The organism is Pseudomonas sp. JV414, from assembly GCF_032424305.1.
Classification (GTDB): domain Bacteria; phylum Pseudomonadota; class Gammaproteobacteria; order Pseudomonadales; family Pseudomonadaceae; genus Aquipseudomonas; species Aquipseudomonas lini.
In genome coordinates, this window is record NZ_VYKC01000002.1 from 453,268 (window position 1) to 466,712 (window position 13,445).

General features: G+C 54.7%; 12 protein-coding genes. 6 read left to right on the forward strand and 6 right to left on the reverse strand.

Going from position 1 to position 13,445, the window contains the following annotated elements; genetic code table 11:
- Nucleotides 1-120 precede the first annotated feature (120 nt).
- From F6R97_RS02975 to F6R97_RS03000, 6 genes are all read left to right on the forward strand, one after another.
- A complete protein-coding gene (locus tag F6R97_RS02975) occupies nt 121-1,206 on the forward strand; it encodes an AbrB family transcriptional regulator (RefSeq protein WP_095973883.1) in 1,086 nt (361 codons plus the stop codon).
- Between the two features lie 1,061 nt (nt 1,207-2,267).
- Complete coding sequence (locus F6R97_RS02980; protein ID WP_095973882.1) at nt 2,268-3,599, forward strand: carbohydrate porin; 1,332 nt, start codon at nt 2,268-2,270, stop codon at nt 3,597-3,599.
- A 149-nt stretch (nt 3,600-3,748) separates the two neighbouring features.
- A complete protein-coding gene (gene ttdA, locus F6R97_RS02985) occupies nt 3,749-4,648 on the forward strand; it encodes a L(+)-tartrate dehydratase subunit alpha (protein ID WP_172898744.1) in 900 nt (299 codons plus the stop codon).
- Nucleotides 4,645-5,253, forward strand: coding sequence for a L(+)-tartrate dehydratase subunit beta (gene ttdB, locus F6R97_RS02990; RefSeq protein ID WP_048392943.1), 609 nt, complete (start codon nt 4,645-4,647; stop codon nt 5,251-5,253). The genes ttdA and ttdB overlap by 4 nt, the downstream gene beginning before the upstream one ends.
- A 69-nt stretch (nt 5,254-5,322) precedes the next feature.
- The gene (locus F6R97_RS02995) at nt 5,323-6,234 is read left to right on the forward strand and encodes a LysR family transcriptional regulator (RefSeq protein ID WP_095058162.1); all 912 of its coding nucleotides are present in this window, start codon (nt 5,323-5,325) and stop codon (nt 6,232-6,234) included.
- A 116-nt stretch (nt 6,235-6,350) separates the two neighbouring features.
- A complete protein-coding gene (locus tag F6R97_RS03000; RefSeq protein WP_095058161.1) occupies nt 6,351-7,256 on the forward strand; it encodes a LysR family transcriptional regulator in 906 nt (301 codons plus the stop codon).
- 168 nt (nt 7,257-7,424) lie between these two features.
- Here F6R97_RS03000 and F6R97_RS03005 read toward each other — a convergent pair whose 3' ends face one another.
- From F6R97_RS03005 to F6R97_RS03030, 6 genes are all read right to left on the reverse strand, one after another.
- Nucleotides 7,425-8,453: an alpha/beta hydrolase gene (locus tag F6R97_RS03005; protein ID WP_304575826.1), complete on the reverse strand. Its 1,029-nt coding sequence runs from the start codon at nt 8,451-8,453 to the stop codon at nt 7,425-7,427.
- A gap of 498 nt (nt 8,454-8,951) precedes the next feature.
- Nucleotides 8,952-9,440, reverse strand: coding sequence for a cupin domain-containing protein (locus F6R97_RS03010; protein ID WP_304575825.1), 489 nt, complete (start codon nt 9,438-9,440; stop codon nt 8,952-8,954).
- Between the two features lie 55 nt (nt 9,441-9,495).
- Nucleotides 9,496-9,780 carry a LysR family transcriptional regulator gene (locus F6R97_RS03015; RefSeq protein ID WP_259194248.1) on the reverse strand — a complete coding sequence of 95 codons (285 nt, stop codon included), beginning with the start codon at nt 9,778-9,780 and terminating at the stop codon, nt 9,496-9,498.
- Nucleotides 9,770-10,087 (reverse strand): antibiotic biosynthesis monooxygenase family protein, encoded by a 318-nt coding sequence (locus F6R97_RS03020; RefSeq protein WP_060743005.1) that lies wholly within the window; start codon nt 10,085-10,087, stop codon nt 9,770-9,772. Before F6R97_RS03020 ends, F6R97_RS03015 begins: the two co-directional genes overlap by 11 nt.
- Before the next feature lie 461 nt (nt 10,088-10,548).
- Nucleotides 10,549-11,709 (reverse strand): MFS transporter, encoded by a 1,161-nt coding sequence (locus F6R97_RS03025; protein WP_315866000.1) that lies wholly within the window; start codon nt 11,707-11,709, stop codon nt 10,549-10,551.
- A gap of 206 nt (nt 11,710-11,915) precedes the next feature.
- Complete coding sequence (locus F6R97_RS03030) at nt 11,916-13,388, reverse strand: NAD-dependent succinate-semialdehyde dehydrogenase (protein ID WP_095058157.1); 1,473 nt, start codon at nt 13,386-13,388, stop codon at nt 11,916-11,918.
- Nucleotides 13,389-13,445: the final 57 nt, after the last annotated feature.

The following is a 13,445-nucleotide window of genomic DNA, read 5'->3' on the forward strand; positions in this document are numbered from 1 at the left end:
CAAAGTTATCAATCAATCGATATTAGAAAATAGACTTTATCAAACCAGGTATCAATAATTATCAGCACATCGATAGCGATGCCACGCCCCCGCGGCGACCAGCGTTTTGGAGTACGACTCTTGTCTTCTTCTGCCAGATTTTCCCTGCATATCTACCCCGCGCCGCTTCAATGGTTGGCGCTTGCACTGTTGGCTGGAGCGGGCGGTCAGTTGCTGAGGTTTCTAGAGGTGCCCGCAGGCCAATTCCTGGGGCCTATGCTGGTTGCCATCATGTTCGGCGTATGCGGTGCGAGCATTCGACTGCACCGCTACGCCTTCAAGCTTGGCCAGGGCTGCATCGGCATTCTTGTCGCTCATTCGATGACACTCGCCGTACTCGTTTCGATAGCACAGTCCTGGCCAATGATGCTGTTTGCGACCGTGGTGACGGTCAGCCTTAGCGCGCTGGTGGGGCTTGCGTTGGTGTGGATGGGCATCCCGGCCAGTACCGCAGCTTGGGGTACATCGCCAGGCGCAGCTTCTGCCATAGTCTTGATGGCTGACGAATACGGTGCCGATTCCCGAGTAGTCGCCACTATGCAATATGTGCGCGTGGTGTGCGTGGTAATGATCGGTGCGTTGGTGAGCAACTTGCTGGAAGCACCGGTCGGAGGAAGCGAGGTGCATGCTGCAGACGTCGCGTTGCAAAGCTTCGGCCTGCTGCATCTGGGCCTCACAATCGTCACTCTACTAATCGGTGTGGCGTTGGGAAATCGATTGCCGGCCGGTGCGCTGCTGATGCCGCTAATGTTGGGCGGAGCGTTACAGATCAGTGGCCTGTTGCATATCACCCTGCCCAGTTGGTTACTCGCTATCGCCTACGGCGCTATTGGTTGCTACGTTGGCTTGCGCTTTGATCGAATGACCGTCAAATACGTCTGGCGGCGATTGCCGGCAATGATACTGGGAGCGCTCCTGATGATCGCTTTGTGCGCATTGTCCGCATGGCTGTTGGCAGCAGTGTTGAACAAGGACTTCCTCTCGATTTACCTGGCCACGAGCCCAGGAGGGCTCGATACGATGGCAATCATCGCGGTGGACACGCACTCCGATGTAGGACTGGTATTGGCCATGCAGACCCTACGACTGTTTGCGGTCATCCTGACGGGAGCTTTTGTGGCGCGACTGATTATTCGCTTGGGCAGTTACCGTCGGATAACGTTATAGGCTTGAGCCTCACCGCAACGATCTCCAGCGCAGAAGCCAGCGTCCGCGGCTCTGCTCCTCCCCTTCCCTTCTCCAAGAGGCGGCAGCGTATGGCTGCCGCACATCTAGCACTCTTGCGCATCATTGAAAAATCCGTTTCGGCCAGGTGTCAGCCACTGCATGCCAGGCTGCGCTCTGCGCTGACAACGCATCTCCAACGAATGAGCGCCTTGGGTTAGACGCGCCACGACGAGCTCACTGTGGTCCAGCTCATGAATTCATACTTCAATTTCATCAAATAAATCCCACAATAAGATTTTTTCAAAAAAATAAATGCACAAGCATTAGCTTTTAGGCATCAGCCAGATATTTTACATATTATAAAATATATAACTAATTCAATAATTTAAGAGATTTATTTGTCTATATGGTCAGTAAAAACATCAGACTCTTCGCTAAAAACGGAAACCAGACAAAAAACAGCCTGTTGACTAAAAATCCCACCATGTGCATATTTGCCACAACGACGCAAGCGAATGGCAGGTGACAGCCTGATGTCGAGCAAAGCAAGCATTGCTGCTTGGGCGCATGCCCAATGCTGACTGATCAATTCCGTTCTTGACCGACCATCAAGGGCCCATGAGCGCGAATCCAGCAGAACTCGGCTGTAGGACGCCGACCTGAGAATTTTCGATAACGCTAGCCAGCACAGCGTGAAAGTTCATAGGTATTTATAACGAAGTCACGAATGAATCTTCTCCATAACAATCAGAATCGGAGAGTCGCTCCATGGCCAAGGTAAATATGAGCACACGTTCTCTTGCCCCCTATGAGCTGTTGCGCCCAGCCCCATCAAAGCCACTTCTAAAATCTTCTGCCTGTCTTCCCAAGCCCGCTTAGCTAAGCGTTTCGCCCCCCAAATATCCAATTAATAACCCTAGAGGTCGCTATCGCCGAAAAACACTAGACGCGTCGTACCACTCAATGCCATTGCACAACACCCTTAGGCCGATACTCAGTATTCGGTCGACAGCGGGGTGCGCTCAATTATCTGACCAACAAAAACAAAAGCAGAGATCAAGATGATTACCCACTCGAACCGCATTACCCGGAACAAGATATCAATGGCACTGCTGCTGCTTTGCGGAGCGACCAGCAGTCAGGCGCAAGAAGCCTTCAATCCCGAGTCCCCCTGGATGTTGGGAGACTGGGGCGGCCTACGCTCAGAATTACTGGAAAAGGGTTATACCTTTAACGTGCTCTACACGGGCGACGCCGCGACGAATCTGGCCGGTGGCTACGACTCGCACACCACGGCGCGGTATACCGACCAACTTGCACTGATGAGCAATTTTGACCTTGAGAAAATACTCGGTTGGGAAGGCGCTGATTTTCAATTCACGATATCGGATCGTAACGGGCGCAATCTCACCAATGATGTCATCACCGATCCTCGGGTAGGCGGCATCAGTCAGGTTCAAGAGGTATACGGACGCGGCCAGACCTGGCGCCTCACGCAACTCTGGTATCGTCAGAAATTCTTTGACGGCGGGCTGGATATCAAACTGGGCCGCATGAACTTTGGCGAGGACTTCGGCAGCTTTCCCTGCAAGTTCCAGAACTTGGCGTTCTGCGGCGCGCAGCCGGGTAACTGGGCCGGCGATATCATTTACAACTGGCCAATCACTCAATGGGCGGGCCGGGTCAAGGTTGCATTGAGCGATAACACTTATGCGCAAATTGGTGCATACGAGCAAAACCCGTCCTATCTGGAAATAGGCAACGGTTTCAAACTCAACAGTAGCGGCAACGAAGGAGCCCTGATACCCATCGAGCTGGTCCATACCACGTCGCTGGGGGCCGGGCGGCTGCCAGGGGAATACCGCGTGGGGGCCTATTACAGCAGCCGTAACGCAAACGACGTCAACACTGAAGAAAATGGCGCGCCCAAATCCCGCGATAGCAAACACGGCGCATGGATTGCTGCGCAACAGCAAGTCTGGAAAGACCCAGACTTCGCCGCTCGCGGGGTGTCGGTGTTTGCCTATGCCACAGTGCATGACAAAGCCGCCAGTATGATTGATCGCTCTGTGCAAGCAGGCGTCTTCTATACCGCGCCGTTCAAATCCCGTCCAAATGACGAGATCGGCGTCGCCATCTCCAATATCCATGTAAATGAACGTTACAAGGATAACCAGCAACAAATGAACGACCTGGCGGGCGTCAGCGACTATGACGATCCTCGCTACACGCCGACGCAAGGTTCGGAAACCAACATGGAAATCTACTACGGGTTCGGCGTCACCAAATGGCTGACCGTGCGCCCCAACATCCAGTTTGTTGGTAACCCCGGCGGTGTCAGTGAAGTCAAGGACGCGTGGGTCGCAGGTTTGAAGTTTGAGACCAGCTTGTAATCCAAATCTGAACCCAGATGAAAGAGTTAAACCAGCACAACGCGCTGGTTTAACTCTCGATTAGGCAGCCGACGATAATTAGAAATTCTTCAACAGGCCCACCAGCCATACAAACCAATAAGCCTAGTGATGCGATGAGGAAAATAGAAGTGGATAAAGAAGCAGCCGTTGAATCGTTGACTGACGTCATGGCCAAGTTTACTGCCTATATTGGTAAGCGCTTGCCGACCGACGTAAAAAAGAAGACCGCCCAACTGCGCGCAGCGGAAACCAATCCGCTGGCCATCGCCGTCTACGACTCCATGGCGGAAAACCAGGACTATGCTGACAAGCTCGACAGACCGAGCTGCCAGGACACCGGCGTGATTCAGTACTTCATCGCAGCAGGTGCTAAGTTCCCGCTATTGGGGGAACTTGAAAACATTCTGGAAAATGCAACTCTGGAAGCAACCATCAAAGGCCCGCTACGTCATAACGCCGTAGAGACCTTCGTCGAAAAGAACACAGGGACCAACACGGGCTCCAAAATTCCGTGGCTTGACTGGGAGATTATCCCGGACGCCGATTACGCAATGATCGATGTTTACATGGCTGGCGGCGGTTGCACACTACCGGGCTCCGCTAAGGTTTTGATGCCTGGTCAAGGCTACGAGGGCGTAACGGAATTTGTTTTCGACGTCATTACCTCCCGCGGCGTGAACGCTTGTCCGCCGTTGCTGGTGGGCGTCGGCGTGTCCACCTCCGTAGAGACAGCCGCCCGTTTATCCAAGCGGGCCATCCTGCGACCAGTCGACTCCAGCCATCCCAACGAAAATGCAGCCTTGATGGAACGGCTTCTTGAGGAAGGCCTCAATGAGGTCGGCATCGGCCCACAGGGCCTGACCGGCAACAGCAGTGTGATGGGTGTGAACATCGAGTCTTCAGCGCGCCATCCATCGACCATCGGCGTTGCCGTCTCCACCGGTTGCTGGGCACATCGCCGCGGCAAAATCCGCATCAATGCCGACCTGTCCTACGACATCCTCTCCCATGAAGGAGTAGTCCTGTGATTAAAGTCCTCAACACACCTATCAAGGACGAAGATCTCGCAGAGCTCAATGTCGGCGACGTGGTTTACCTGACTGGGCAATTGGTCACCTGCCGCGACGTGGCTCACCGACGCCTCATCGAGCTCAAACGTGAACTACCGGTAGATTTGCGCGGCGGGGCAATCTTCCATGCGGGCCCCATTGTGCGTAAAAAAGATGATGGCAGCTTTGAGATGGTGTCCATTGGCCCAACTACCAGCATGCGAATGGAGAAATTCGAAAAGCAGTTCATCGAGGAAACCGGCGTCAAGATGATTATTGGCAAAGGTGGCATGGGGCCCGAAACCACCGCAGGCTGCCTGGAGAACAAGGCCGTACATGCCGTATTCCCTGGCGGTTGTGCGGTCCTTGCGGCCACCAAGGTGGAGGAGATCGAACGCGCTGAATGGCAGGATCTTGGAATGCCGGAAACCCTTTGGGTTAACCGGGTCCGGGAGTTCGGTCCGCTGATCATCTCCATCGACACCAAAGGCAATAACCTTTTCGAACAAAACAAAGCGCGATTTAACGAACGCAAAGGTGCAATCATCGATAAAATCAACGCTCAGGTTCGCTTCATCAAGTGACCTGGTAGATCGGCCGCGACCTGGCAACGTGGCGGCCGTTCTTTATCAGAAAACACTTTGGAATCAAGCATGAACAATGCTCAAGACTTGGCTTTTTTTCACTTGCTAGCCAAACAAGGCAGCCTTGTCGCAACCGCCAGAGAGCTTGGCGTTACCCCTCCCGCAATTAGTAAAAGACTTTCCGCGCTGGAGAAAAGGTTAGGGGTGAGGCTGGTTAATCGAACTACCCGCTCGATGAGCCTTACCGCAGAAGGTGAACTGTATTACACCCACATCGCCCGCATCCTGACCCAGATCGACGAGGTAGAACAGCTCGTCAGCAGCCGTCGCGCTACGCCCAAGGGCCTGATACGGGTGAATGCATCGCTCGGTTTCGGCCGTCGCCACATCGGACCCGCCTTGGCCGCCTTCTACGCCCTGTACCCGGAAGTGGAGATTCAGCTAGAGATCAGCGACCATCCTTTGGACCTAGCTACCCACGGCTTCGATTTGGGCATTCGCTTCGGTACGTTGCCAGACGCTGCCTTCCACGCGCGTAAAATCGCCTCCAACCGCCGCCTGCTTTGCGCCTCCCCTATCTATCTCGAAAAGTACGGAACGCCGCAAAAACTGACGGACCTGCAACACCACAACTGCATCTTTATTCGTCAGAATGAATCGCCCTACGGCGTATGGAAATTCGCTAACGGCGAACGCACGGAAAATATAAAGGTACACGGCGCCCTGTGCTGCAATGACGGCGAGGTTGCCTTGAACTGGGCCCTGGAAGGTTATGGGTTATTGCTCAGAGCGGAATGGGATATAGCTCGTTATGTGCGTAGCGGACGACTGCGCCTCGTACTGGAAAACCATATGCCCACCCACGCGGACGTCTATGCAGTCTATCCACAGCAACTGCAACTCTCGGCACGAGTCCGGCACCTGATCGACTTCTTGATTGAACGCTTCAAACAGATCGACCACATCGACGATCGGGAATAGCCCTGCCGCCTCGCCACGACCATCTCAGCGCATAGCAAGGCCTGCGCGCTGTAAGCTCTGCGAACAATGCACCAGAATGTTATTGTTCATGCGCACTCACGAAGATCATTCAAGCCATGCAAGACGACATCCTTAAGCAATCCTTTGGTGGATTGATGGCCTTTATTGCCGTCGCCCGCGAAAAGAGTTTTACTCGAGCAGCGGCGCATCTTGGCCTGTCTCAATCGGCGGTCAGCCATGCCGTCAGCTCACTGGAGCGAAATCTGGGCACGCGCTTGCTTGCGCGCAACTCCCGCTCAGTCTCGCCAACGGAAGCCGGTGAAAGGCTACTGGCAACGGTCGGTCCCCGTTTCGAAGAGATAGACGCTGAATTACTGGCATTGTCAGAACTGGGCGAGAGCCCAACCGGGACCGTACGCATCACCGCATCGGATCACGCCATCCGATCGATCATCTCGCCAAAGCTAAAGAAATTCCTACCGAAATACCCTGGGATAAAAGTCGAGCTGTTCGCAGACAATGGACTCATCGACATCGCTGCGGATCGTTTCGATGCCGGCGTTCGATTGGGTGAAGCGGTGGCCCAAGACATGATCGCCGTACGCATCGGTCCCGACATGCGATTTACCGCAGTAGCGACCAGGCGCTACTTCGCCAGTCGACCAAAACCAGAGACACCCGAAGACCTGATGCAGCACAATTGCATCAATCTGCGTCTTCCCACCCATGGTGGATTGTGGCCTTGGGAGTTCGGGGAGGATGGTCGACAGCTTAACATTCGGGTTGACGGTCAGCTGATTTACAACAGCATTTATGATTGCCTTGACGCAGCCATTGCCGGTTTGGGTATCGCCTATGTACCTGAAGACATCGCCGAGCCCTACGTCAAGGCCGGCCACCTGATTCCGGTACTGAAGGACTGGTGCCCCCTGTGGACAGGACTTCATCTCTATTACCCAAGCCGTAGGCAACCCTCAGGGGCTATGACCTTATTGATCGCCGCCTTGCGACACGAGTCATGACGGATAAAAAAAGGCCCTGCACAGCGTGCAGGGCCTGAAAGAGCCATGAAGACTCAAGGGATGAACGTTCCACCAAGGGCAAGTCAAGCGATGCGCACTACGACCTACGTTCAGACTTGAAGCCACAACATCCTGTACAAACCGGGCAGTTGCGGCTTCAAAGATGGGTTACTTCAGGTTGGTCCGGAAGAAAGAAGTCAGCTTGTCGAACGGAATGAGATTCACCCGATCATACAAGTCCACGTGGCCTGCGCCTGGCACGATGACCAATTCCTTAGGCTCACCCGCCAGCTTGAAAGCCTCTTGGCTGAATTCCAGCGAGTGTGCTTCAGAACCTGCGATGAACAGCATAGGACGAGGCGAAATCGACGCAATATCGTTGAACGGATAGAAGTTCATGAACTTCACGTTGCTGGTCAGCGTTGGATGCGTCGTCACGTCAGGCGACGACCCGGCTGGGGTGAACTCACCGCGTGGGGTGCGATAGAAATCGTAGAACTCACGCTGGATCGGATGGGTGTTAGCGTCCAGTTTGTGTACCGTCCCGCTGGTGTACTTGGTCTCACCACCAGTGAACTCTGCATAACGCTGTTCAGCCGCCTCTGCGATGATCTGCTTGCGCTGTTCAAGGGTCTGCGAATGCTTGAGGGCATCGCGATTGGCCGCTCCCATGTCATACATGCTGACGGTTGCAATCGCCCTCATCCGTGGGTCGATTTTTGCTGCACTGATGACGAAGCTGCCGCTGCCACAGATGCCCAGTACACCGATACGGTTACGATCAATGAACGATTGGGTGCCCAGATAATCGACCGCCGCGCTGAACGCCTCGGAGTAAATATCCGGCGCCACGGCATTACGGGGTTGCCCCTCGCTTTCGCCCCAGAATGATTGGTCTATCGCAAGGGTTACAAAGCCTTGTTCAGCGAGCTTCTGGGCGTAAAGGTTTGAGCTTTGCTCTTTGACCGCACCCATCGGGTGGCCAATGATAATCGCAGGGCTTTTGTTGGCCTTATTCAAATTCTTCGGCACATACAGATTCCCAACGACTTTCATGCGGTACTGATTATTGAAGGATACCTTCTGCTCAGTCACCTTATCACTCTTGAAAAAGTTGTTCGCGCCGTTGGACATATCGGCTGCCATTGCAGTAAACGAACTCGCCAGCAGGGCCAGCGTTAAAAATAATTTCTTCATGGTGTTGTTCCTAATTAAGAACCGATGTGTGGACATCCAGAACGACCGCGGCCTGACCCAGGCTCGATGAACGCCAGTAGAGTCCAATCCAGTTGGCCAGCTACGCTGAACGAGGCATTCGGCTTTTATGCCGGGCACTTCCCTTCATGGCATTACGTCTAAGCCCACAAAGGATCAATTCGTCGACGTCAATGTATTCGAGGCGCTGCCCGAAAAACACCACATCCAATTGAATGGAACCATGCATAAAAGTAATTAATAGAGATCGAATCGCCTGAGACCGAGGACTGGTGCACTGACGATTTTATTAGCGGCAGCTCAGGGACCGCCCACGGAGTCCGGGAGGCTCATCGACCTGCCCTTCAATCAATAACAAAAAAGATACCGGCGACCCACTGCGCCAAGCATCAATGTAACAGAATAATGCAAACCTAGTTGTCGACTTTTCCATCCCAGTTTCAAACTAGACCGCGTGGAACCGCAGATGCCTGGAGGGCTTCATTGCAAGTGCCCGTACTGCTCATCAGTAACCGGTTCCAGCCACTCGACATTTTTCCCGTCCTGTACCTCTTGAATTGCCAAATGCGTCAAGCCGGTGGAGTTCGTGGCCCCATGCCAATGCTTTACACCCGGAGGTGTCCAAATCACATCGCCAGGCCTGATGACGATTTTCTCCCCCCCTTCTTGCTGGATCCATCCAACGCCGGCCGTGACAATCAGATTCTGGCCCGCAGGATGAGTGTGCCAAGCTGATCGGGCCCCTGGTTGAAAGGTTACAGCACCTGCCGTAACCCTTGATGGCGGTCGCGCTGCAAATAATGGATCAACCCTGACGGTGCCGACGAAATTGCTGGAGGAGCCCAGGACAGAAGGTTGCTCCCCGTTTCTGGCAATTTGCATCGTGTTCTCAGGCTCATCGGCAGCGTGCAACGAACTTGAAATCATTAAGGTTGCGCTAAGCACTGACACGGCAAACGTTATTCTCATCGATAAGCTCCTGCTTGAAATGGGTACTCAAAAAAAGAAGGGACGGTACTGCCGATCATCCTCCAGAGGGGCGTATAACGTCCTGGATCCTCATCAATGCCGGCGCCAACCCCCGCACGATTTCGTTGGCCTTGGCCGTGGGCACCAGCTCCTTCGAACGTCGGATAAACAAGGGGTCTTTAAAGTGGACGCGCAGTTTCGCCAGCGTATTGCTCACCGCTGGCTGCTTTACGTTCAGTCGTTCGGCTGCCCGCGTCACGCCTCGCTCGCGATAGACCACCAAGAGAATGAACAAGGCATTGAGATCGATCGCCGTAAATAGCGCTTCATCAAGCTTCATCGTGCGGTCCCCTTCCGATTTGGGGCGTGAAACTGGCAAACGTCAGGTTGGAACATGACGTTACCAAATGATTGACCAACGCCGTCATCGACTCACTCTCAAAGTGCTCAGTCATCATCGATGCCGCGCTCCAGTAGCCACTGAAGACCCACAAACCAGGATCGCGGGAGCTGCGAATCACGCTATAGCCCAGGCATCCGTGTACTTTTTCAAAAGTCTCCGCGTACGCCTTTAAACGCTGTTCAAAGTGTTGGTCAACCTCTTCGATCACTCGAATCTCCAAGGTATTAACTGCGGCGATATTCATATCCGGCCCTGCTTTGCTTGGGTAATAAAATTAAATTACGACTGCGTGCAATGCCTGTGGTGCGCGCGTTCAAGTCTCGCATCCAACGAAAGCATTTCTGCTGCAGCAGCGAGACAAACCTAGCCCCGGCATCGACCGCTGGCTATACGGCACCTTGTTGATACGCTCATGAACTTTTCTCAACAGTGCTCGTGCTTGAACTGCGCCACCACGAGTCCCGTTGAACGACGGTAGCTAAGCCATGAGCGGCACGTCCTGCAAAGACAGATGTCGCCGAATCAAGAAGGCACCTATGAAAACAACGAGTTAAGAGCTATCGCGATAAACAGAATGGCATCACTTGAACATCGTCGGGTCGCGATCCGGTGAATGCCGACTGAGCATTTGGCAGCCATGAAACGCGGTCGAGAGGAATGCATCTACGCCGCGCGCTCTTCCAGGGAGATATATCCCGCAATAATTTACTGCCGTGGAAAGGCGTGACACCTCCCTCCCATAACCACCACGAGGGAAGCGCTAACGATGAGCAGCGCAAACCCCGAGAGACTTACTATCCCGAAGTAGCTTAGGAGCAAACCACCTACGGCACCTCCGCCAAAAATCCCCAAGTTGTAGATGGTCGTCAATATCGCCGTTGCCAGCTCCGCATTATCTTCTGCCACCCGCCCCGTCGCTGATTGGAAAACAGTAGGCATGCCGCCGAACGAAGCCCCCCACACAAATATCGCAGCCGAAGCGATCATTTGATACGGAGCCGCTATCAGAACAACCATCGTCACAGCTGTGCACGTCAACGCGGTGGTCGCTATAAGCCGCAGCCTCGTATCGACGAAACGTCCGGCGATCAGTACGCCCAGGATGGCGCCCGTACCGAACAGAAACAGGCCCTGAGCGGTCCCGCCTGACAGCCTGGTTTTTTCCGCGAGCGGCGCCATATAGGTGTACAGCGTGTAATGAGCCAGGATCGCGCAAAAAGCCGACAGCAAGATCACTCTCAACCCCGGGGTGCGAATGACGTCATGAATCGAAGTGCCGTCCTTGCGCTCCTCTCCCGGCATGGGCGGCACGACCAGCAAAACCCAAACGATGACAAGCAGCGCGAGCAGCGAAAGCAATCCATAGCTGAAACGCCATCCAAGCAATGAGCCCAGCATGCTACCCAGGGGCAAACCGGCGACCATGGCCACGGTACTCCCCGCCAGGGTAATCGCGACAGCCCGTCCCATGTCTTTGCGATCGACCAAGCGGATGGCATAACCACAGATGACCGGCCAGACAACTCCTGCGGCCAGGCCAGCCACCACCCGTGACGCGACCGTCAGCGCATAAGACGTCGAGATGGCGGTAATACCGTTAGCCACTGCAAAGCTCAGCACGAGCATGATGTACAACGATTTGCGAGGCAGACTTCGAGTGAGCGCCACAATGGGGATTGCGGCTGCAGCGGAGGCCAATGCATAGATGGAAACCAATAAACCGATACCAGCGGGGGGCTGTTCAAGGCTCTCCGACATCGCAGGCAGAACCGCTGCCGGCATCGTCTCGGTCAGAATGGTGAGAAACGCTGTAGTGGACAGGGCAAGTAGCCCGATCATAGGCAGGCGACCACTATGGGCACTCATGGCCAGACTCCTTAGTCGGATGCGTTCTTGCGAAGGCGCATTGATGCCTTGCGTATCAAAAAAACTCCGACGTTAGCAGGAAGCTGCTTCAGGAAATGCCTGCCTCAGTGAATGCTCCTATGAATCCAAGTGGTCACTGGATTGGCCTTGATCATCAAATAAAGCCAAAGCCCCCAACGCCCGTCACGGAAACTGGGGGCACTGAGTCAGACGCGAGCAGTTTTCTGTAGCACGGTCTTGCTGACCATGTAGGAGTCCAGGCTCCACGGCCCCCCCTCTCTTCCAATACCACTGTCCTTCACACCGCCAAACGGCGTGTCAGGATCCGGCGCACCGAAATGGTTAATCGACAGGACTCCAACATCCAGCTCACGACTCAATCGTTCAGCCTGTTCCAGTGAATTGGTGAACGCAAAAGCAGCCAAACCCACGGATAGACTGTTGGAAATCTCGATGGCCTCCTCAAGGGTCGAGAAACGAACCGCGACAGCGACCGGACCAAAAGGCTCATCGGTCATGATGGCGCAATCCAGTGGAGTGTCGACCAGCAGAGTCGGCGCAAAATAATAACCACGCTCACCTACACGATGCCCACCCACGGCAACCTTGCCGCCACGCGCCAATGCGTCATCGACAAAATGCTGCATCGCGGCGAGGCGCCGGACACTGGTGACCGGCCCCATGTCAGACTTCGTATCCATGCCGTTGGCCACACGTACCTGATCGGCGGTTGCCACAAACGCAGCGACGAACTCGTCGTAGATGCTCTCGTGTACCAGGAAACGACCTGGCGCAGCACACCACTGAGCGTTGATCCGAATTTTGCTCTTGAGTGCCATCTTGCCGATTTCCGCGGCATTGACCCCTTCGCAAACGATGACCGGGGCATGGCCGCCGAGCTCCATCAGCACCGGCTTCATGGCCGCACCCGCCAGCTGGCTCAAATGCTTGCCGACTGCCACCGACCCCGTCAGGGTCACCATGCGGGTCACTGGCGACTCGATCAGGGTCGAGGACACTAGCGCCGGGTTGCCAAACACCAGATTCAATACGCCCTTGGGCAAACCGGCTCGCTCGAAGCACTGAACCATGGCTACTGCCGCGCCAGGGGTTTCTTCTGGGGCTTTCAAAATGATGGAGCACCCGGCGCACAGTGCACCGCTGATCTTTCGCGACGGCGCGCTCAGCGGCACATTCCATGGCGTGAACGCCGCAACTGGACCGATTGGCTGACGAAGAATCGATTTCTGCATTTGGGCTTCGCCCGGAACGATGGTCCCGTAGGCTCGCAGGGCCTGTGCCATGTCCCAATCGAAGAAGCTCGCCGAACGCTCCACCTCCGCACGCGCATCTGCAATTAATTTGCCGTTCTCTCGGGTGATGATCTGCGCGATTTCTTCGGAACGTGCACGCACGCCTGCGATGGCACGACTGATGATGATATTACGCTCAGCCGCTGGTGTGTCCCGCCAGATTCTGAACCCCCGCTCAGCGGCGGCCAACACGCGTTCCAGGTCAGCGGTCGTGGCCCCAGGAACGCTGGTGAGCGATGCTTCGGTGCTGGGGTCCAACACTTCAAAGCAAGAGGGGCGGTCGAAAATCCATTCACCGTCGATGAAGAGGCCGACGCGCGGATGATCAGCATCGGCGATGACATTATTATTGGTTTCAATGGACATCTGAATTCCCTCTACATTTGGCGCCAAGGGGCTCGGTTGATATCGCCCTCAATCACC

Bases quoted from the DNA above. Each gene is read 5' to 3' on its own strand.
- F6R97_RS03025 (WP_315866000.1), bottom strand. From the start codon at position 11,709: ATGAGTGCCCATAGTGGTCGCCTGCCTATGATCGGGCTACTTGCCCTG.
- F6R97_RS02995 (WP_095058162.1), top strand. From the start codon at position 5,323: ATGAACAATGCTCAAGACTTGGCTTTTTTTCACTTGCTAGCCAAACAA.
- F6R97_RS03005 (WP_304575826.1), bottom strand. From the start codon at position 8,453: ATGAAGAAATTATTTTTAACGCTGGCCCTGCTGGCGAGTTCGTTTACT.
- F6R97_RS03000 (WP_095058161.1), top strand. From the start codon at position 6,351: ATGCAAGACGACATCCTTAAGCAATCCTTTGGTGGATTGATGGCCTTT.
- F6R97_RS03020 (WP_060743005.1), bottom strand. From the start codon at position 10,087: ATGAATATCGCCGCAGTTAATACCTTGGAGATTCGAGTGATCGAAGAG.
- F6R97_RS03030 (WP_095058157.1), bottom strand. From the start codon at position 13,388: ATGTCCATTGAAACCAATAATAATGTCATCGCCGATGCTGATCATCCG.
- F6R97_RS03010 (WP_304575825.1), bottom strand. From the start codon at position 9,440: ATGAGAATAACGTTTGCCGTGTCAGTGCTTAGCGCAACCTTAATGATT.
- F6R97_RS03015 (WP_259194248.1), bottom strand. From the start codon at position 9,780: ATGAAGCTTGATGAAGCGCTATTTACGGCGATCGATCTCAATGCCTTG.
- F6R97_RS02980 (WP_095973882.1), top strand. From the start codon at position 2,268: ATGATTACCCACTCGAACCGCATTACCCGGAACAAGATATCAATGGCA.